At 72.0% G+C, this 18024-nt stretch carries 18 protein-coding genes and 1 pseudogene; 11 read left to right on the top strand and 8 right to left on the bottom strand.

The features are described 5' to 3' along the window. Positions 1 to 115 precede the first annotated feature (115 nt). Positions 116 to 3400 (top strand): tetratricopeptide repeat protein, encoded by a 3285-nt coding sequence (locus tag ADK86_RS08445; RefSeq protein ID WP_078951936.1) that lies wholly within the window; start codon positions 116 to 118, stop codon positions 3398 to 3400. Between the two features lie 99 nt (positions 3401 to 3499). Here the strand turns inward: ADK86_RS08445 and ADK86_RS08440 are convergent, their stop codons facing one another. Both ADK86_RS08440 and mca read right to left on the bottom strand, forming a co-directional pair. After that, complete coding sequence (locus ADK86_RS08440) at positions 3500 to 3772, bottom strand: hypothetical protein (protein ID WP_053696034.1); 273 nt, start codon at positions 3770 to 3772, stop codon at positions 3500 to 3502. A gap of 4 nt (positions 3773 to 3776) precedes the next feature. Next, positions 3777 to 4649, bottom strand: coding sequence for a mycothiol conjugate amidase Mca (mca, locus tag ADK86_RS08435; protein WP_003981952.1), 873 nt, complete (start codon positions 4647 to 4649; stop codon positions 3777 to 3779). A 94-nt stretch (positions 4650 to 4743) separates the two neighbouring features. On the opposite strand from mca, the gene ADK86_RS08430 reads away from it, so the two are divergent. After that, a complete protein-coding gene (locus ADK86_RS08430) occupies positions 4744 to 5154 on the top strand; it encodes a DUF4307 domain-containing protein (protein ID WP_030586795.1) in 411 nt (136 codons plus the stop codon). A gap of 271 nt (positions 5155 to 5425) precedes the next feature. Further along, positions 5426 to 5923: a transcription elongation factor GreA gene (gene greA, locus ADK86_RS08425; RefSeq protein ID WP_053696033.1), complete on the top strand. Its 498-nt coding sequence runs from the start codon at positions 5426 to 5428 to the stop codon at positions 5921 to 5923. A 155-nt stretch (positions 5924 to 6078) separates the two neighbouring features. Here the strand turns inward: greA and ADK86_RS08420 are convergent, their stop codons facing one another. Together ADK86_RS08420 and ADK86_RS08415 are read right to left on the bottom strand one after the other, a co-directional pair. Further along, a complete protein-coding gene (locus ADK86_RS08420) occupies positions 6079 to 6939 on the bottom strand; it encodes an ABC transporter permease (protein ID WP_053696032.1) in 861 nt (286 codons plus the stop codon). Beyond that, positions 6936 to 8009: an ATP-binding cassette domain-containing protein gene (locus tag ADK86_RS08415; protein ID WP_053696031.1), complete on the bottom strand. Its 1074-nt coding sequence runs from the start codon at positions 8007 to 8009 to the stop codon at positions 6936 to 6938. The genes ADK86_RS08420 and ADK86_RS08415 overlap by 4 nt, the downstream gene beginning before the upstream one ends. 273 nt (positions 8010 to 8282) lie before the next feature. Here ADK86_RS08415 and ADK86_RS44330 point away from each other — a divergent pair. Continuing rightward, positions 8283 to 8432 (top strand): annotated as a pseudogene (locus ADK86_RS44330) (ABC transporter permease); the annotation flags it as partial. 18 nt (positions 8433 to 8450) lie between these two features. Here the strand turns inward: ADK86_RS44330 and ilvA are convergent. Then, complete coding sequence (gene ilvA / locus ADK86_RS08410) at positions 8451 to 9668, bottom strand: threonine ammonia-lyase (RefSeq protein ID WP_053696030.1); 1218 nt, start codon at positions 9666 to 9668, stop codon at positions 8451 to 8453. Between the two features lie 345 nt (positions 9669 to 10013). On the opposite strand from ilvA, the gene ADK86_RS08405 reads away from it, so the two are divergent. The 3 genes from ADK86_RS08405 to ADK86_RS43730 all read left to right on the top strand — a co-directional run bounded on the left by ADK86_RS08405 (position 10014) and on the right by ADK86_RS43730 (position 11475). Next, positions 10014 to 10514 (top strand): MarR family winged helix-turn-helix transcriptional regulator, encoded by a 501-nt coding sequence (locus ADK86_RS08405; RefSeq protein ID WP_030586781.1) that lies wholly within the window; start codon positions 10014 to 10016, stop codon positions 10512 to 10514. A 125-nt stretch (positions 10515 to 10639) separates the two neighbouring features. Continuing rightward, positions 10640 to 11227: a sigma factor-like helix-turn-helix DNA-binding protein gene (locus tag ADK86_RS08400; RefSeq protein ID WP_053696029.1), complete on the top strand. Its 588-nt coding sequence runs from the start codon at positions 10640 to 10642 to the stop codon at positions 11225 to 11227. Continuing rightward, positions 11224 to 11475, top strand: a complete 252-nt coding sequence (locus ADK86_RS43730; protein ID WP_053696028.1) for a hypothetical protein — start codon at positions 11224 to 11226, stop codon at positions 11473 to 11475. The genes ADK86_RS08400 and ADK86_RS43730 overlap by 4 nt, the downstream gene beginning before the upstream one ends. Positions 11476 to 11552: 77 nt before the next feature. Here the strand turns inward: ADK86_RS43730 and ADK86_RS08390 are convergent, their stop codons facing one another. Continuing rightward, positions 11553 to 12713: a cystathionine gamma-synthase gene (locus tag ADK86_RS08390; RefSeq protein WP_053696027.1), complete on the bottom strand. Its 1161-nt coding sequence runs from the start codon at positions 12711 to 12713 to the stop codon at positions 11553 to 11555. A 167-nt stretch (positions 12714 to 12880) separates the two neighbouring features. Here ADK86_RS08390 and ADK86_RS08385 point away from each other — a divergent pair, with 167 nt between their 5' ends. From ADK86_RS08385 to ADK86_RS44325, 4 genes are all read left to right on the top strand, one after another. Next, complete coding sequence (locus tag ADK86_RS08385) at positions 12881 to 13987, top strand: membrane protein (protein ID WP_030586769.1); 1107 nt, start codon at positions 12881 to 12883, stop codon at positions 13985 to 13987. 227 nt (positions 13988 to 14214) lie between these two features. Then, the gene (gene msrA, locus ADK86_RS08380) at positions 14215 to 14883 is read left to right on the top strand and encodes a peptide-methionine (S)-S-oxide reductase MsrA (protein ID WP_053696037.1); all 669 of its coding nucleotides are present in this window, start codon (positions 14215 to 14217) and stop codon (positions 14881 to 14883) included. 41 nt (positions 14884 to 14924) lie between these two features. Continuing rightward, positions 14925 to 15395 (top strand): hypothetical protein, encoded by a 471-nt coding sequence (locus ADK86_RS08375; RefSeq protein WP_159393819.1) that lies wholly within the window; start codon positions 14925 to 14927, stop codon positions 15393 to 15395. Between the two features lie 214 nt (positions 15396 to 15609). Continuing rightward, complete coding sequence (locus tag ADK86_RS44325) at positions 15610 to 16026, top strand: hypothetical protein (RefSeq protein ID WP_078951935.1); 417 nt, start codon at positions 15610 to 15612, stop codon at positions 16024 to 16026. 81 nt (positions 16027 to 16107) lie between these two features. Here the strand turns inward: ADK86_RS44325 and ADK86_RS45170 are convergent, their stop codons facing one another. Both ADK86_RS45170 and ADK86_RS08360 read right to left on the bottom strand, forming a co-directional pair. Beyond that, complete coding sequence (locus tag ADK86_RS45170) at positions 16108 to 17379, bottom strand: DUF2786 domain-containing protein (RefSeq protein WP_267888789.1); 1272 nt, start codon at positions 17377 to 17379, stop codon at positions 16108 to 16110. Positions 17380 to 17453: 74 nt separating this feature from the next. Continuing rightward, positions 17454 to 18024, bottom strand: a 571-nt coding sequence (locus ADK86_RS08360; protein ID WP_159393818.1) for a L,D-transpeptidase, incomplete at its 5' end; no start/stop codon positions are given.

Below are 18024 nucleotides of genomic sequence, written 5' to 3'. Positions count from 1 at the left end.
GCGGCGGGGGCCGGGACGGGGGTGCTGTACCGGTTGTCGGGGTGGGCCGGGAGGCCGGGGGTTGCGGGAGGACCGGAATCCGCCGGGACGCTGGGAACTGCAGGAGGGGGAAGGCATGCCGGGCTCACTGGCTGTGCTGCGTGACAGCCACCGGGCGGATGCTCAGGGGCTGCTGGCACGGGCCGTCGAGGAGGAGGTCCGCCGCTCGGGCGGGACGCTGGACCGGGGCGTCCTGCTGTCCCGGGCGAACGTGGCGCTGGACGAGCTGGCCGGCAAGGCGGCCGAGGAGTACGGCGCGTACGTCCACGCGCTGGACGAGTCGGCGGCCGGTCAGCGGCCGCTGTCCGAGCGGCTGTCGCGCAAGGAGCTGGGGACGCCCGTGGTGGCCACGCTGGTCGCGGCGGCCGCCGCGTTCGGCACGGACCTGGCGTACGGCACGGGCGCCGGCCCGGCCCTGGGCGCCGGCGCCGCGGCGGTGGTCGCGGGCGCCGTTGCGACGGTCGTGAAGCTGACCGCGGGGCACTGGCCCGCGGCGCACCGGCAGGCGGGCATGCGCGGGCAGCCGGGCGGCCCCGAGCAGCTGCGGCTGCAGTGGCTGACGGCCCTGGAGGTACGCGGCATCCGGCCGTTCCTGGACCAGCAGCGGATGCTGACGGCGGCGACGCGCGGCGGTTCCTCCGGCACGTCCACGGCCCCGCGGCCGTCCCGGGTGTCGCAGCTGCGCGGCGCCGACCGCAGCGCGGCGGCCCGCCAGCGGTCCGTGCTGGAGCAGTCCTTCGCCTACCTGCCGCGGCCGGCGGAGCCGTTCGCGGGGCGGCGGGCGCATCTGCGGCAGATCGCGCAGTGGGTGCAGGCGGCCCGCGCGAGCACGGAGACCCGGCCCACGGTCGTGGTGCTGCACGGCGAGCCCGGCTCGGGGCGTACGGCGCTCGCCGTACGGGCCGCGCACCAGCTGCGGGACCAGTTCCGCGGCGCATGCGTGGTGGACCTGCGCGGCGACACGCCGGGCGAGACGCCGCTGCCGACGCGGGACGCGCTGCTGCATCTGCTCAACCGGCTGGGCGCGCCGCGCGAGCAGCTGCTGTTCCGGGAGCGGCCCTCCCATGAGCAGCACGTCAAACGGCTCACGGAGCTGTATCACAAGCATCTGACGGGCCTGCCCGTGACGGTCCTGCTGGAAGACGCCTCGGATCCGGAGCAGGTGCGCCTCCTGGTGCCGGACCGCTCCGACAGCCTGGTGCTGGTGACCACCCGCGAGCCGATGCAGCTGCCCGGCGATCTTCAGGCGTGGGTGCACCAGCTGCCGGTGGGCGCGCTGGATTCGGTGGGCACCGAGGAGCTGCTGCGGGCCGCGGCCGACGAGTCCGAGGGCGAGACCGGTCCGTACGACCACCAGTCCGTCGAGCGGATAGCGCGGCTGTGCGCCGGGCTGCCGCTGGCGCTGCGGGTGGCCGGTTCGTCGCTGGGCGCGCGGTCGCCCGCCACGCTGGCCGCGGACCTGGAGGAGAGTGCCGCGCGTCCGGCCGCCGGGGGCCGGACGCCTCCGGTCGAGGCGGCCCTGTGGCTGCGTTACGCGGACCAGCCGGAGACGGCCCGGCGCCTGTTGCGCCGCCTCGCGCTGGTGGGGCGGGCCAGCCTGGGGGCTGCCGCCGCGGCGGCGCTGCTGGGCGTGACCGAGCAGGAGGCCGAGCGGCAGCTCGCCGACCTGGCCGCCGCCGGGCTGATCGAGCACGCGCGCGGCGACCGCTACCGCCTGCACGCGCTCGTCCACCACTTCGCGCACGCCCGTCTGGTGGACGAGGAGGACCCGGCCGAGCGCAGCATCGCCCAGGAGCGCCTGATCCGCAGCTACGCGGAGCTGGCCGACTCGGTGATCCGCCTGGTGGACGGCCGTACGTCCACCCGCGCCGACCGCTTCGGCTCGCACGGCTTCACGTCGCTGGACGCGGCCCTGCAATGGCTGGACGACGAGACCAGCTTCATCACGGCCGCGCTGCGCCACGCCGACCAGGACGTGGACCAGGCGACCGTCTCCCATCTGCTGGGCGCGCTGGCCGACTACTGCCTGCTGCGCGGTGATCTCTACCGCCTCGGTGAGCTGAGCGAGCTGACCAAGGCCGCCGACCAGGGCTTGCTCACCCGGTCGGTGCAGTGGCGTACCGGTGTCGCGGCCCGCCAGCTCGGCGAGCTGGACAAGGCCCGTACGACCCTGAGCTCGGTGGTCGACCTGTACTTCGAGGCGCAGCACCCGGTGGGCGCCGCCCGCGCCCTGCGTGACCTGGGCATCACGCTCCAGCAGCAGGGCAATCTGACCGAGGCGGCGGCCAAGCTGCGCGAGGCCATCGACATGCAGTCCGGCGACGACGTGCGCGGCGACCGGGCATGGACGCTGCACGCCCTGGCGGCGGTCGAGCGCGACCGCGCGCAGGTGGCGGAGGCGCTGGCGCTGCTGCGCGAGTCCCTTGAGCTGCACCGGGAGAGCGAGAGCGTGCACGGCCAGGCGTGGGCGCACTTCCAGCTCGGCCAGGTGTATCTGCGGATGGGCGAGGTCCCGCGGGCGGAGAGCGAGTTCCACGCGGCCATGGAGCTGTACGGCCGTACGCACGACGACCGCGGCGAGGCGTGGGCGATGACCCAGCTGGCGCGGGCCCGTCTGGTGGACGGCGACCCGGACCCGGCGGTGGACCAGCTGCGCCAGGCCCTCCCCCTGCACCGCCGTTACGAGGACGCCCGCGGCGAGGCATGGACGCTGTACTACCTCGGCCAGTCGCTGGAGGAGCAGGGCGACCTGGACGCGGCGCTGCGGCACCTGGAGCGGTCGCGGACGATGTTCAGCCGAATGCAGGACGGCTACGGCCTGGCCTGCGCCCGGCACCACTCCGGGCGCGTCACCAGGGACCTGCGGGCGGCGCAGACCGGATCGCTGCGCAACAGCGGCTTCGCCCGGCAGCTCCTGCAGGACGCCCGCAAGGACTTCCAGCGGATCGCCGTACCCCACGGACAGGCATGGTCGTGCCTGGAGTTGGTGATCATCGACGCGGGCAACGGCCGTACGACGCAGGCGCTGGAGCTGGCCGACGAGGCGGCGCGCACCTTCGCCGGCTACGGCGACCGGCGCGGCGAGGACTGGGCCCGTTTCCTGCGCTGCACGCTGCTGCCGTTCGCCTCACCGGGCGGCTCGGTGGTGGGCACGGCCGTGGCGCAGGAGGAGCTGGCCCAGCTCGTACAGGACCGACACCCCACCCGCGACTCGAAGCTGGAGGACTGCGCGGAGACGTTCGCGCTGCTGCTGGACCGCGGCGTGGAGCTGGAAACGGGATGGGACGCATGGCGGCTCGGCATGGTCCCGAACCGCCACGCGCGCGAGGTCATGGGCGTGTCCATACCCCCCGCGCAGTGAGAGCCCCGGTCCGTGCCCCGGCCGGGGCACGGACACAGGCTCTGACGCCGGACGGGCCGGCGGGCCGCAGCCCGCCCCGTCCGGCACCGGGGGCACCGCTCAGCCGGTCTTCGGCTGCGCCTTGCCCGAGGTCCGCTTGGCGGAGCCCTTCGCCGCCTCCGCACCGCCGGAGGCGGCGGGCGCCTCCGGGGTCTCCTCGAAGTCGACCTTCTTCATGTGCCGGTTCATGGACTTCATCAGCAGCCAGACGGCGCCGCCGATGACCGCGAACACGATGAAGCCGAGGACGCCGGGGGTCACCTTGTCCTTGTCGAAGCTGTCGGCAAGGGTGACGAAGTGCGTCACGGCGAGGGTGCTAGTCGCGCTCATCATGAAGTCAATTGTTGCGGATGCCCGCGAAGAGGTCGTCCTCGGGGAGGGACGTGTCCACCAAAGACTTGGCGAGCTCGTACTCCTCCGTCGGCCAGACCTCCCGCTGGATGTCCATCGGCACCCGGAACCAGCCGCCGTCCGGGTCGATCTGCGTCGCGTGCGCGATCAGCGCCTTGTCGCGGATCTCGAAGAAGTCGGCGCAGGGCACGTACGTGGTCAGCGTGCGCTCGCGGCGCTCGAACTCCTTCCAGCGCTCCAGCCACTCCCCGTACGGCGACTCCAGCCCGCGCTCCAGCAGCGCCTCGTGCAGCGCGACGGTGCGCGGCCGGTTGAAGCCCTGGTTGTAGTAGAGCTTCTGCGGCTGCCAGGGCTCGCCCGCGTCCGGGTACTTCTCCGGGTCGCCGGCCGCCTCGAAGGCCACCATCGAGATCTTGTGGGTCATGATGTGGTCGGGGTGCGGGTAGCCGCCGTTCTCGTCGTAGGTCGTGATGACCTGCGGCTTGAACTCACGGATCAGCTTCACCAGCGGCTCGGCCGCGGCCTCCACGTCCTGGAGGGCGAAGCAGCCGTCGGGCAGCGGCGGCAGCGGGTCGCCCTCGGGCAGCCCGGAATCGACGAATCCCAGCCACTCCTGCTTGATGCCCAGGATCTCCCGGGCCTCGTCCATCTCCTTCTTCCGTACTTCGTGGATGTGCTCCTCGATGTACGGGTCACCCTGGAGCTTCGGGTTGAGGATGGAGCCGCGCTCCCCGCCCGTGCAGGTGACGACCAGCACGTCCACCCCCTCGGACACGTACTTGGCCATGGTGGCCGCGCCCTTGCTCGACTCGTCGTCGGGGTGGGCGTGCACTGCCATCAGTCGCAGCTGCTCAGTCAAGACTCGATCCTCAGTGAAAGGCCGGAGTAGATGTTTCCTATAGTGACCGAAGCGTGGGGCGATTAATTCCGGAGCCCCCGGCAGGAGGTCGATCATGACGGCGGTGCGCGAAGGGCGGCCCGACGGGCGCTACGGCCGCTCGGCCGACCAGCGTGCGGACCGCAAGCTGAAGATCGTCGGCGCGGTGCTCGGCGTGGCGCTCCTCGGCGTGGTCGGCTGGTCCGGCTGGTCCTACATCGCCGGGCAGGACCTCAGCGGCCGGGTGATCACCTGGAACCGGGTGTCGGACCACGCGGTCAAGGTGCACCTGGAGGTCGTCAAAGGCAAGGACGACACCGGCGTGTGCACCCTGCGCTCGCAGGCCGACAGCGGCGCCGAGGTGGGGCGCAAGGACGTCACCGTGGACGCGCCCAAGGAGCAGGTGGACGTGGAGGTCACGATCCGTACGACAGAGCGCGCGACCAACGCCGTACTGGTCGGCTGCACGTCGGCGGACCGCGGCTGACCGGCGCCGGCCGCCGCACGGCCTCCGGCGCTCACCGCCCCACGGCCACCCCGGTGGACCGCCCCCAGCCCGCCCACTGCCCGGTGTGTCGCCCGGCACATCCCGTGCCCGCGCGCTGACCGGCCACGATCCGGGCCGATGCAGTTCTCGGCAAAATATCTCTTCCCCGTTTTGTGCCGGAATTGTTAGGCTCGTGGTTTCGCCCACCCGTGGAGGCGCAGCCTTCCTGGTAGGGCGTTTGATTTATCCCCAGCACCGACGAGGAGCACCTGTGACCCAGACCAGCGACAACGTCACCTGGCTGACCCAGGAGGCGTATGACCAGCTCAAGGCCGAGCTGGAGTACCTGTCTGGTCCCGCACGCGCCGAGATCACCGAGAAGATCGCGGCGGCCCGCGAGGAAGGTGACCTGAAGGAGAACGCCGGGTACCACGCGGCCAAGGAGGAGCAGGGCAAGCAGGACCTTCGCATGCGCCAGCTCAAGCAGCTGCTGGAGACCGCGAAGGTCGGCGAGGCCCCTGCCGCCACGGGTGTCGTGGCCCCCGGCACGGTCGTCACCATCGCGTTCGACGGAGACCCGGACGACACGCTGACGTTCCTGCTGGCCTCGCGGGAGTACGCGAGCTCGGACATCGAGACCTACTCCCCGCAGTCCCCGCTGGGCGACGGTGTGAACGGCAAGAAGGTCGGCGAGACCGCCGAGTACGAGCTCCCCAACGGCAAGAAGGCGTCGGTGAAGATCCTCGACGCCCAGCCGTACCAGGGCTGAGCGCCCTACGGCGCCCGCCCGTAGCGACGACGACCGGCCCGGAGCCCCAGCGGCTCCGGGCCGGTCGTGTGTGTACGGGGCGACGGCGTACGGGGGTGACAGGCCCGCGCGGGGCGCCCGGCCCCCGCTCACGGGCCCGCCCGCGCGCCCGCGGCTCAGGCCGTGGCCGACCGGTACTTGCGCACCGCGAGCGTACGGAAGGCCACGATGATCAGGACGGACCAGATCAGCGACGCCCACACCGGGTGCTGCATCGGCCAGGCGTCGGGCGCCGTGTAGTTCGGCGGCAGGTTGCCGAACAGCTCGCGGGCGGCCTGGACGGTGGCGCTGAACGGGTTCCACTCGGCGATGTGCCGCAGGAACGTCGGCATGTTGTCCGAGGGCACGAAGGCGTTCGAGATGAACGTCAGCGGGAAGAGCCAGATCAGCCCGCCGGAGGTGGCGGCTTCCGGGGTGCGTACGGACAGGCCGATGAGCGCGCCGATCCAGGAGAACGCGTACCCGAGCAGGAGCAGCAGCGCGAAACCGGCCACGACCTTGCCGAGGTTCTCGTGGGTGCGCCAGCCGACCAGGAAGGCGACGACCGCGAGGACGACCAGGGTCAGCGCGGTCTGCACCATGTCGGCGAGCGTGCGGCCGGTGAGCACGGCGCCGCGCGCCATGGGCAGCGAGCGGAACCGGTCGATCAGGCCCCGGTGCATGTCGTCGGCGATGCCCGCGCCCGCGCCCGCGGTGGCGAAGGTGACGGTCTGCGCGAAGATGCCGGCCATCAGGAACTCGCGGTAGGCAGCGGACGAGGTGCTGCCGCCGACGTTGATCGATCCGCCGAAGACATAACTGAACAGCACCACGAACATGATCGGCTGGATCAGCCCGAAGATGACCATCTCCGGGATGCGCAGCATGCGTATCAGGTTGCGTTGGGCGACGGTCAGGGAGTCCCGTACGGACTGGCTGATCGCGCCGCGCCGCTTCGGCACCCCGACGCGCGGGGCCGCTGGGGTCACGGTGGTCACTTGGCGCTCTCCTCGGTCTCGGGTGCCCGCTTGGTGGCGCGGCGCGGCGAGCGCGACGCCCGGCCGGAGCCCGCGCCGTCGTCGGCACCGCCGTCCGCGCCGTCGGCGTCCTCGCCGCCGGCCTCCGCGACCTCGGCGGCGTGGCCGGTCAGCGAGATGAACACGTCGTCCAGGGTCGGGCGGCGCAGACCGATGTCGTCAATCTCCACGCCGCGCGCGTCCAGTTCGCGGATGACCTCGGCGAGCAGCTTGGCGCCGCCGGTCACCGGCACGGTGATCTTGCGGGTGTGCTGCTCGATCTTGCTCTCGCCCTTGCCGAAGCCGCGCAGCACCTCGTCGGCGGTGCCGATGTGCTCGGCGGCGTGCACCACGACCTCGACCCGCTCGCCGCCCGTACGCGCCTTGAGCTGGTCGGACGTGCCGCGGGCGATGACCTTGCCGTGGTCGACGACGCAGATGTCGTGTGCGAGGTGGTCGGCCTCTTCCAGGTACTGGGTGGTGAGCAGCAACGTCGTGCCGCCCGCGACCAGTTCCTGGATGACCTCCCACAACTGCTGGCGGTTGCGCGGGTCCAGGCCGGTGGTGGGCTCGTCCATGAACATCACGGGCGGGCTGACGACCAGCGCGGCGGCCAGGTCGAGGCGGCGCCGCATGCCGCCGGAGTAGGTCTTGGCCGGCCGGTCACCGGCGTCGGCGAGGTGGAAGCGTTCCAGCAGTTCGGTGGCCCTGGCCTTCGCGTCCCGGCCGCTCATCTGGTAGAGCCGGCCGACCATGGTCAGGTTCTCACGCCCCGTCAGGTATTCGTCCACGGCGGCGAACTGGCCGGACAGGCCGATGGAGCGGCGTACTTCGTCGGGGTGCTTGAGGACATCGATACCGGCGACGACCGCACTGCCCCGGTCGGGCCTGAGCAGGGTGGTGAGAACGCGTACGGCGGTGGTCTTGCCCGCACCGTTCGGGCCGAGCAGGCCGAGGACGGTTCCTTCGGGGACGTCGAGGTCGACGCCGTCCAGAGCCCTCACCTTGCCGAAGGTCTTGACCAGACCCTCGGCGTAAATGGCGCCTGGCATGTGGGTACTCCCAAGGTATGGGTTAACTCCAGGAAGAATTTTACTTTTCGGACAACGCCTGCGCTATGGGCACATGTCCGGCAACGGGGGTGCGCCCAGCGCAGGGCGGCGCGACCCCGTCGACCCGAACCATAGCGCACACGCGATACATCGCGATATACGCCAGAAGGCGTTTGCGCACCCGGGGCAGCGTGAGCCGCGCGATCTCCCCGGCCCCACATCGCGGCCCGGCGCGTCGGGGTGCCGAAGCGGCACCGCGTGATCAGCCAGTCCATGCGGGACTCCCTGACCGTCGCTCAACGCAACCTGATACGCATGCTGCGCATCCCGGAGATGGTCATCTTCGGGTTGATCCAGCCGATCATGTTCGTGGTGCTGTTCAGTTATGTTTTCGGCGGATCGATCAACGCCGGCGGCAACACCGCCCGGCCGCCACAGGCCTCAGCCCATGACGGTGTAACCCGCCTCCCGCAGGGCCGTGCCGACCTCGGTGCAGTGTTCCGGGCCCTTGGTCTCCAGGTGCAGTTCCACCTCCGCTTCCGTGAGTCCGAGGCGCGGATCGGTCCGTACGTGGCTCACGTCGAGGACGTTGGCGTCGACCTCCGACAGCACCGCCAGCAGCGTCGCCAGGGCGCCCGGCCGGTCGGTGAGCCGCAGGCGCAGGGACAGGTAGCGTCCCGCGGCGGCCATGCCGTGCCGCAGGGTGCGCTGCATCAGCAGCGGATCAACGTTTCCCCCCGACAGCACCGCGACCACCGGCCCCTCGAAGGCCCCGGGCCGCGACAGCAGCGCCGCCACCGGACTCGCCCCGGCCGGCTCCACGACCAGCTTCGCGCGCTCCAGGCAGAGCAGCAGGGCGCTGGAGAGCTCGTCCTCGGTGACGGTACGGACCTCGTCGACGAGATCGCCAATGATTTTGAACGGTACGTCGCCCGGCCGCCCCACCTTGATGCCGTCCGCCATCGTCGTCGGCGCCTCGATCGAGACCGGCCGCCCGGCCGCCAGCGAGGGCGGATAGGCCGCGGCGCCCTCCGCCTGCACCCCGATGATCTTCACATCCGGCCGTACCGCCTTGACCGCCAGCGCGACACCCGCCGCCAGCCCGCCGCCGCCGATGCCCACGACGATCGTGCGCACCTCCGGGCACTGTTCGAGAATCTCCAGGCCGACCGTGCCCTGGCCCGCGATGATGTCCCGGTGGTCGAAGGGGTGGATGAAGACCGCGCCGCTCTTGCGCGCGTACTCCTGCGCGGCGGCCAGCGTCTCGTCCACGACATGGCCCTGCAGCCGCACCTCGGCGCCGTACTCGCGGGTCGCCGCGACCTTCGGCAGCGGGGCGCCGACCGGCATGAACACCGTCGAGCGCACGCCCAGCAGGGAGGCCGCCAGCGCGACGCCCTGCGCGTGGTTGCCGGCGCTGGCGGCGACCACACCGGCCGCCCGCTCCCGCGGCGACAGGCCCGCGATCCGCACGTACGCGCCACGTATTTTGAACGAGCCGGTGCGCTGCAGGTTCTCGCACTTCAGATGCACCGGCGCCCCCACCAAAGCGGACAGGTGCCGGCTCCCCTCCAAGGCGGTGGACCGGGAGACGCCGGACAGGATCTTCTGCGCCTCCCGTACGTCCTCGACGGTGAGCGCGGCGGAGGCGGCGGCCACCCCGCCCGTGCCAGGCCCCGAAACGGAGGCGGAACCGGAACCCGGCTCCGGAGACCGGTCCGCACCGGACGCCGCCGCACCTGCCGGGCCTGATGTCGGCCCGGGTGCCGGACCGGCCACAGAACCGGAAGCGGAATCCGAAGGGGAACCGGGGGCAGGAGTGGACTCGTGCGGCGTGTGATCGGCCATGCAGCCCAGTCTTACAGTTCGGCACGCGACGGGTCCGTCCGGCCGCCGGACCGGTGCCACGGTGGCACGTCTTTCGACAGCGCCGGTACGGTCCGCGTCCGGGCCGCGTACTCTGTCCCCCAATCCGTACGCATCCCATGAAGCGAGCTCCCGGCCATGCCCACCTCTTCGGACATGACGACCCACACCGACACCGCTCTTCTCGACGCGCTGCAACACCAAGTCGCCGTTTTCGCCCGCCGCGCCGAACAGAGCCGGCTCGGCGGCGTCGGCCAGGCGCGCAATTCCATGGACCGTGCCGCCTACCTGCTCCTCAACCGCCTGGACAAAGAGGGCCCGATGGGTGTCAAGGCGCTGGCCGCCGGCATGGGCATCGACTCCTCCACCGTCACCCGGCAGGTCGCCCCGCTGGTCGACTCCGGCCTGGTCAACCGCGCCTCGCACCCGGAGGACGGGCGCGCGGTCGTGCTCCAGCTCTCCGAGCGCGGCCGGTCCCGCCTCGAAGAGGTACGCGCCTCCCGCCGCGCCCTGATGGCGCTGGTCACGGAGGAGTGGACGGAGGAGGAGCGGGACGCGTTCTGCACCCTGCTGACGCGCTTCAACGCCTCGCTGTCCACGGTCACGGCGACGCTGCCGGCGGTGCCGTCCAATTCCTGAGCGGGGCGAGCGGGCGCCGGCACGGCGCACTCCCCCGCCCGCCTTCCGGCGGGGCGCCTCCTTGGGGCCCCGGTTTTTCCCGGCCGCCTCTTGACCCGGTGCCGGGCCTGCCGTGCCATGTAGCTGTGCGAGAGCGGCGGGCAGCACAGGAACGCCGTCGTGCCCGGGAGTTCGAGGCGTTCGTCGCGGGCGCGGCCGGACGTCTGCTGCGCGCCGCCACGCTGCTGACCGCCGAGCCCGAAGGGCAACCGGCGCCCGCCGCCGAGCGCTTGCTCACGCTGGCCCTGGCCCGTACGTACGCCGCCTGGGACCGGCTGCGCGGCGAGGACCCGTACGACCGCGCGCGCCAGGAGATGGCCGCCCACTACGCGCACTCCGCCTGGCGGGCGCGCCTCCCCCGCGCTCTGCGGCCCGGCACGCCCCCGCCGCCCGGCGGCCTGCTGGAGCGGCTGTCCCCGCAGGAGCGGCTGGTGCTCGTACTGCGGCTCTACGAGGGCGTGGCCGAGGAGCAGACCGCGGCGCAGTTGGGGCTGCCCGCTGAGCGCGTCCACGCGCTGTGCCTGCGGGCGGTGGGGCATATGCGGAGCACGCCGCGTGCGGGGCGGTCCGTATCTCTGGGCGGCGAGGGGTCGCGTTCTGTACGGGACGTACCGGACTCGACGCACATACCAGACTCCCCGGCCCCCCGGCGCACGGAAGCCGCAGCGCCATGACCCTCCCCGACCGCAAGGAGGCCGAGGTGCGGCGGATGCTGGACGGGCCGCATCCGCCGGTACCGCCCGACCTGGCGCTGCGCGCGGCCGAGAGTGGCCGGCGGCTGCTGGCGCACCGGCGGCTGGCCCGCCATGCGCTGTGGCTGCTGGCCCTGGCGGCGCTGGCCGTACTGCTGGTGTGGGCGGTGGTCGACCAGCCGTGGCTGCCGCCGCCGGCGCACACCACCCCTCCGCTGGAAGGGTGGTGAGCCGGGCTCCACCGGTCCGCCGTCCGCGCGCGGCGGCCGCGTCGCCCCGGGCCCGCGGCGGCCCCGGAAGGTACGCCCTATCCCAGCGCCTGGGTGAGGTCCGCCACCAGGTCGTCGATCGACTCGATGCCGACCGAGAGCCGTACGAGGTCGTTGGGGACCTCCAGCAGCGAGCCCGCCGTCGAGGCGTGCGTCATCTTGCCCGGGTGCTCGATCAGCGACTCGACGCCGCCGAGCGACTCACCGAGGGTGAACAGCCGGGCGCGGTTGCACACCTCCACCGCGGCCTGCTCGCCGCCCGCGACACGGAAGGAGACCATGCCGCCGAAGGAACGCATCTGCTTGGCGGCCGTCTCGTGGCCGGGGTGCTCCTTGAGGCCCGGGTAGTAGACCTGGGTCACCTTGTCGTGCGCGGCGAGCAGGTCGGCGATGCGGGCCGCGTTGGCGCTGTGCCGGTCCATCCGTACGGCCAGCGTCTTCAGGCCGCGCATCACCAGCCACGAGTCGAACGGCCCGGCGACCGCGCCCATCGCGTTCTGGTGGTAGGCCAGTTCGTCGCCCAGCTCGGCGTCGTCGACGACGAGGGCGCCGCCGACCACGTCCGAGTGGCCGCCCATGTACTTGGTCGTGGAGTAGACCACCACGTCCGCGCCGAGGGCCAGCGGCTGCTGGAGGTAGGGGCTGGCGAAGGTGTTGTCCACGACCAGGCGCACCCCGGCGTCGCGCGCGACGGCCGCGAGCGCGGGGATGTCCGTGATGCCGAGGAGCGGGTTGCTGGGCGTCTCCACCCAGATCGCCTTCGTACGGGGCCGCAGGGCCTCCCGTACGGCCTGGGGGTCGGAGGTGTCGGCGACCGACCACTCCACACCCCACCGCTCGACGACCTTGGAGATCAGGCGGAACGTGCCGCCGTACGCGTCATTGGGGATGACCACGTGGTCGCCGGGCACCAGCAGGGTGCGCAGCAGGGTGTCCTCGGCCGCCAGCCCGGAGGCGAAGGCCAGGCCGCGGCGGCCGCCGTCGAGGGCGGCGAGGTTCTCCTCCAAGGCGGTACGGGTCGGGTTGGCGCTGCGGCTGTACTCGTAGCCGCCGCGCAGCCCGCCCACGCCGTCCTGCTTGTAGGTGGACACCTGGTAGATGGGCGGTACCACCGCGCCGGTCGCCTCGTCGGGCTCCTGACCTGCGTGGATGGCAAGGGTCTCGAAATTCTGGGGGCGCTGCTCGCGCTGATCGCTCATATCTGCCGAGGGTAGTCGTCCACACCCGCGAACTTTTCGGAACTTTCTGCTTCGCTGGATAGTGGATACATACAAGACACATACCCGCCGATCCGCACCGCGGCCGTACGCCCCGGTGTTCCCTCCCTGCCTCCCCACCTCCAAGACCGGAATCCGAGACTGACCACATGGACGCTCTGCTGGTTCTCTTCGCCGCTGCCGCCCTCGGCGGCCTCGTCCTGCTGCCGTGGCTGCGGCGCAGGCAGGCCGCGCAGCAGGCCCAGCAGGGCATGGCGGTGGCCGCCGACCCCATGGCGGGCTACGGCTTCGTACCGGCCCAGCAGCTGGACGTACGGCTGCCCGGACCCGACCCGGAGCTGGAGGACGCCCTCGACGAGATCCGCCGCGCGCACGACTGGCGCCCGGCCGCGCAGCTGCTGAGCGCGACCGGAGAGGACTGGGAGCGGCGCTGGCAGCGGGTGCAGACGCTCGCCGGGGCCGCGGCGTTCGAGCTGGCGGAACGGCCGGGGCAGGGCGGCATCTGGCTGCGTACGTGGCGCTCGGAGGCGCCCAAGGACCCGGGCGGCGCGCAGACCCACGCACAGTTCCTGGTCCTCCAGGCGCTGCGCGACCCCGGCTCGCAGGACTTCCGCATGATCCTGGAAGAGGCCCGCACGGTCTGCCACGAAGCGGCCCTGCTGGCCCCCGGCAGCCCCATCCCGTACATCACCGAGCTGGCCGTCGCCCGCGGCCTCGGCGAGCGCCGCGCCGACTACGACGCGCTGTGGTCGAAGGTCACCCAGCGCGCCCCGCACCACATGGGCGCCCATCTCGCCGCGCTGCCCTACTGGTCGCAGAAGTGGCACGGCTCCAAGGAGGAGGCCGCCGCCTTCACCGAGGCCGCCGCCGCGGCCGCCCCCGCCAAGAGCCTGCTGCCCGCCCTCCCGCTCTTCGCCGTCCACGACCACCTGCCCGAGGCCAACATGGTGCGCGGCCTCTTTCAGAGCGCCGTCGTCGAACGCGCCATAGAGGGCGCCCACTTCGCCCTCCGCGAGGCCCCCGCCGACCACCCCATGGCCCCGCACGTCCGGCACCTGCTCATCTGGTTCCTGGTCCACGCCGAGCGCTACGAGGAAGCCCTGGAACAGCTGAGCCTGGTGGACGGCCACGTCGGCGCGGTCCCGTGGTCGTACGGCCCCAGCCCCGCCGCCGAGTACGCCGCGTACCGGGCCCAGGCCGTGGCGGGCTGGGAGCGGGGCGGGGGGACGCCGGCGGACTTCCGGCCGCGGTCGTAGCCGGCAGGGCGGCGGAACCAGCCCGAGTCGGCAGGGCGCCGGAACCAGCCGAGTCGGGAGAGCACCGGAACCAGCCCGAGTCGGCAGAGCACCAGGCCGGCCAAGTCGGCGCAGCCCCGGGCCGGCCCGGAACGGAATGCTTCCGCGCCCGCCCCGCGTTGAACCCGTCGGCCGTCATCCCCTTCCCCGTACGGTTTCCCGTCCTCCTGCCATTGGAGCCCGACGCCATGCTCTTCAACCGCTTCAAGAACGCCCTCCCCTCCCCCGACGAGGCCCTGAAGGGCCGCCCCGAACCCGCCTTCACCGTCCCCGACCGCCACACGGTCCTCGGCACCCCGCTGCTCGGCCCGTACCCCGAGCACCTGTGCGTCGCCGACTTCGGCCTGGGCTGCTTCTGGGGCGCCGAGCGCAAGTTCTGGCAGGCCGAAGGCGTCTGGACGACCCTCGTCGGCTACCAGGGCGGCCACACCCCGAACCCCACCTACGAAGAGGTGTGCAGCGGCCTCACCGGCCACACCGAAGCGGTCCGCGTCGTCTACGACCCCGCCAAGACCTCCTACGAAGCCCTCCTGAAGCTCTTCTGGGAATCCCACGACCCCACCCAGGGCTTCCGCCAGGGCAACGACACCGGCACCCAGTACCGCTCCGCCATCTACACCCACTCCCCCACCGACCAACAAACAGCCGAAGCTTCCCGCACCGCCTACCAGTCCGTCCTGACCTCCTCCGGCTACGGCACCATCACCACCGAAATCCTGCCGGCCGGCCCCGAGCGGCCGTTTTATGCGGCTGAGGGGTACCACCAGCAGTACCTGGACAAGAATCCGGCGGGGTACTGCGGGATTGGGGGGACGGGGGTTTCTTGTCCGGTGGGGGTGGCTCCCACCGACGGCTGATGCGGACGTACGCCTACCGAGTGCTCGGCCCTACCTGGGGTGTGGCCATCGACCTCACAGCAGACTCGGCCTCGGTGGCGGCCCCTCCTTGCAGCGCCCGGCAGGTCAGTGACCGGGTCTGGCTGGACACCACTCCTGTCCTCGACCATCCCCCCACCGACCGCTCAGGGCTGCGCCTCACCCCAGACGAGGCAGGCTGGCTGCGGCACGGATTGGGCCTGGCAGCAGAGGCAATCGAGGCGGCCCGGCTTCCGGACCGGCACACGCTGGTCACGGTGCACCGCGTGTTGTTCGCCGAAGCCGACTTCCAGGCGGCGGCACTTGCCGCAGCAATCATCGAGTGGTCCCAGGAGGAGTTCAGCATCCCCCCGGTTGCCTTCGGCACCTCATTCGATCGCGCCGCCAACCACTTCGTCTTCACCTGGCAGTCGCACCACCGCCCCCAAGGAGCAGAGGTGCGCAGGATGCGCCCGGCCCGGGATCTACTCGGCCGATCCCTGCCGGACGAATGAGAAACGGCTTGGCCTGGCTGCCCCTCCGCGGAAACGGACCGTATAGCTCCAGGCATCCGCGGCAACCGTGCGGGCAACTTCAGACACCAGCAGTACCTGGACAAGAATCCGGCGGGGTATTACGCCCCCTCCCCCGCCATGCACCACATCTCACTTTCAGACGGAAAGCCTTTCCACAGCCTCACCGCGCCCCTGGCCCGCCACCATTTGATCCATGACAACTTCGGGGGGACGCAGCGGTCGGCTGGGCGGGTTGGGGCGATGGTGGGGGGTTCTGGCCGGCGCCTTGCTGGTTGCGGCGTGGGGCAATTCCGCTGCGGGGCCGGCCGTCGTGATCACGCTGTCCGCCCTTGTGGTTCTCTGGAGCTTCTTCCAGGCGCCGGTGTCATGCGGCGCTCCCGTACGAGGGCGGGTGGGCGGCTGCCGTAACAATGCCTCGGGGCTGCTGCTGGGCTGCCATATCCGTCAACATCGCTGGCAGAAGCTGAAGATGCTGATCGTCCGGCGGCAGGTGCGCGCCTTCTGTGCCGGTCTGTTCTCGGACGGCAAGGCGACGGTCGTCACGCTGGCCGGTGTGGGGAGCTTTGTTTCCGGGCTTGTGGCGCTTGTGCCCGGGGTTGTCGTTCATTGACCTTAAGTGGCTTGTGAGAAGCGTTTGTTGTTGCCCCTATGGCGGGGGGGTGTTGGGGCTGTAGCGGGGCGCGGGGAAGGTCTACCCCTCTCCCCGCCTCCCCAGGCGCGCCTGGTCCGCCGCTGCCCGGCCCTGTTCCCACCCGGCGGCATCGCGTACGCCGCGCATGCGGATGGCGGCGGTGTCGGGGAAGAGGTTGTCGGTGGTTTCGGCTACTGCCACCTCGCGGGCGGCCAGGACCGGGAGGAGGGCCGGGGTGGTGGTCGCGGCCTCGGTGGTGGCCTCGTCCGTGGCTGCCGTCAGGCGGGTGCGGATGCGGTCGGCGTAGGCGACGAGGAACGTCTGGCGGAAGTCGCGGGTGCGGCGGGAGCGGCCGTGGCTGTGGTGGGCGTCGCCTGCGCGGTGCATGGCGGTGGTGGCCTGGAGGAGCAGTGACGTGTAGAGGAGTTCCGCGGCCTCCAGGTCGGCTTCGAAGCCGATGAGGGTGGAGAAGCCCACGTCGCCGGACCAGACGGCCTGGCAGCGGTTGGCGGCGGCGACCGCGTCGAGCAGCAGCGCCTTCGCCTGCTCGTACGGGCCCTCGATGCCGATGCGGATGGCGGCGGGGGCGGTGGCCCGGCCGGTGCCGGGGCCCGCGTCGGCTCCGGCGTGGTCGAGCAGCGCCTCGTCGATGCTGTGCCGCGCCATCAGCTCCTGGGCCTTGGCCGACAGGGCCTCCGCCTCCTCCGGGTAGTCCGTGGCCTCGGCCTTGGCGAGCAGGCCGCGGATACGGCCGAGGAGTCGCGGCTCGGTGGGGGTGCCTGCGCGTACGGGCCGAGCGGCCGGCAGAGGGGTGATGCGGGGCAGGCGCGCCAGGACGCGCAGCGCTGCCAGTACGTCGTATGCCGTCTCGAAGCGCGAGCTGCGGCGGCGGCGCGCCAGCTCTTCCAGGTAGCCGGGGTCCGGCGCCCACCAGACGTGGGCTTCGAGGTCGCGTAGCTGGGCCGCCCAGCGGGGGCCGCGGGCGCGCTCCGCCGCCCGGCCCGCGCGCTGCGCCTCGGCGGCCATCGCGTCCACGACGACTGCCGTACGGGGGCCGCCGCCCGTCTCCCTTCGTACGATCCGCTCCAGGTCGGCGGGCTGCCAGCCGCCCTGCCAGCAGCGGCGTACGGCGTCCTCCGCCGCCGCCAGCAGCGCGGCGCCGACGGCCTCCGGGCCCACGGGGGCGGCCGCCAGCATCGAGGCTCCGGCCTCCAGGGCGTCTGCGGCGGGCGGCCCGTCGTCGGCGTACCGGACGGTGCCGAGCACCGTGCCGACCAGTTCACGGGCCGCGGCCCGGTCCTGCTGCCGCTGTCCGTCCTTGCGCTTGCTCACATGGTCACGATACGGAGGGCGGGCCCCCGCCTATGCACCGGCGGGGGCCCGCCCTCGGAGGGGAAGGGTGCGCGCTACTTCACGGCGCTGCCCGCGACCCACTCGTTCCAGTCCATGTTCCAGCCGTTGAGGCCGTTGTCTGGCTTGATCGTCTTGTCCGGGGAGTTGACCATCTGGACGACGTCGCCGATCAGCGAGTTCTGGTAGAACCAGGCGCCGTCCGTGCCCGGGTCGCCGGCGCCCTTGACGTCCTCCAGGCCGATGCAGCCGTGGCTGGTGTTGGCGTTGCCGAAGATGCCCTTGCCCCAGTAGTTGCCGTGCAGGAACGTGCCGGAGCTGGACAGGCGCATGGCGTGCGGCACGTCGGGGATGTCGTACTCGCCCTTGCCGTCGTTGTTCGTGAAGCCGACCGTGGAGCCGTCCATGCGGGTCTGCTGGTACTTCTCCGAGACGACCATCTTGCCGTTGTACGTCGGGTGGTCCTTGCTGCCCGCCGAGATCGGGATCGTGCGGATGGTCTTGCCGTCGCGGACCACCGTCATCTGATGGGTCTTGGCGTCCACCGTGCTGACCTGGGAACGGCCGATCTGGAAGTTGACCTTCTTGTTCTGGACGCCCTTGACGCCGGGCGCGGCCTCGACGCCG

This window comes from Streptomyces sp. NRRL F-5755 (assembly GCF_001279365.1).
GTDB lineage: Bacteria > Actinomycetota > Actinomycetes > Streptomycetales > Streptomycetaceae > Streptomyces > Streptomyces rimosus.
The sequence above is the reverse complement of the archived record's forward strand: the minus strand, read 5'-3'. Positions and strand labels throughout refer to the sequence as shown.

Excerpts from the sequence above, each read along its gene's own strand:
- ADK86_RS08445 (WP_078951936.1), top strand. The coding sequence starts at position 116 with ATGCCGGGCTCACTGGCTGTGCTGCGTGACAGCCACCGGGCGGATGCT.
- ADK86_RS08440 (WP_053696034.1), bottom strand. The coding sequence starts at position 3,772 with ATGATGAGCGCGACTAGCACCCTCGCCGTGACGCACTTCGTCACCCTT.
- ADK86_RS08430 (WP_030586795.1), top strand. The coding sequence starts at position 4,744 with ATGACGGCGGTGCGCGAAGGGCGGCCCGACGGGCGCTACGGCCGCTCG.
- ADK86_RS08415 (WP_053696031.1), bottom strand. The coding sequence starts at position 8,009 with ATGCCAGGCGCCATTTACGCCGAGGGTCTGGTCAAGACCTTCGGCAAG.
- ADK86_RS08405 (WP_030586781.1), top strand. The coding sequence starts at position 10,014 with ATGCCCACCTCTTCGGACATGACGACCCACACCGACACCGCTCTTCTC.
- ADK86_RS43730 (WP_053696028.1), top strand. The coding sequence starts at position 11,224 with ATGACCCTCCCCGACCGCAAGGAGGCCGAGGTGCGGCGGATGCTGGAC.
- ADK86_RS08390 (WP_053696027.1), bottom strand. The coding sequence starts at position 12,713 with ATGAGCGATCAGCGCGAGCAGCGCCCCCAGAATTTCGAGACCCTTGCC.
- ADK86_RS08385 (WP_030586769.1), top strand. The coding sequence starts at position 12,881 with ATGGACGCTCTGCTGGTTCTCTTCGCCGCTGCCGCCCTCGGCGGCCTC.
- msrA (WP_053696037.1), top strand. The coding sequence starts at position 14,215 with ATGCTCTTCAACCGCTTCAAGAACGCCCTCCCCTCCCCCGACGAGGCC.
- ADK86_RS44325 (WP_078951935.1), top strand. The coding sequence starts at position 15,610 with ATGACAACTTCGGGGGGACGCAGCGGTCGGCTGGGCGGGTTGGGGCGA.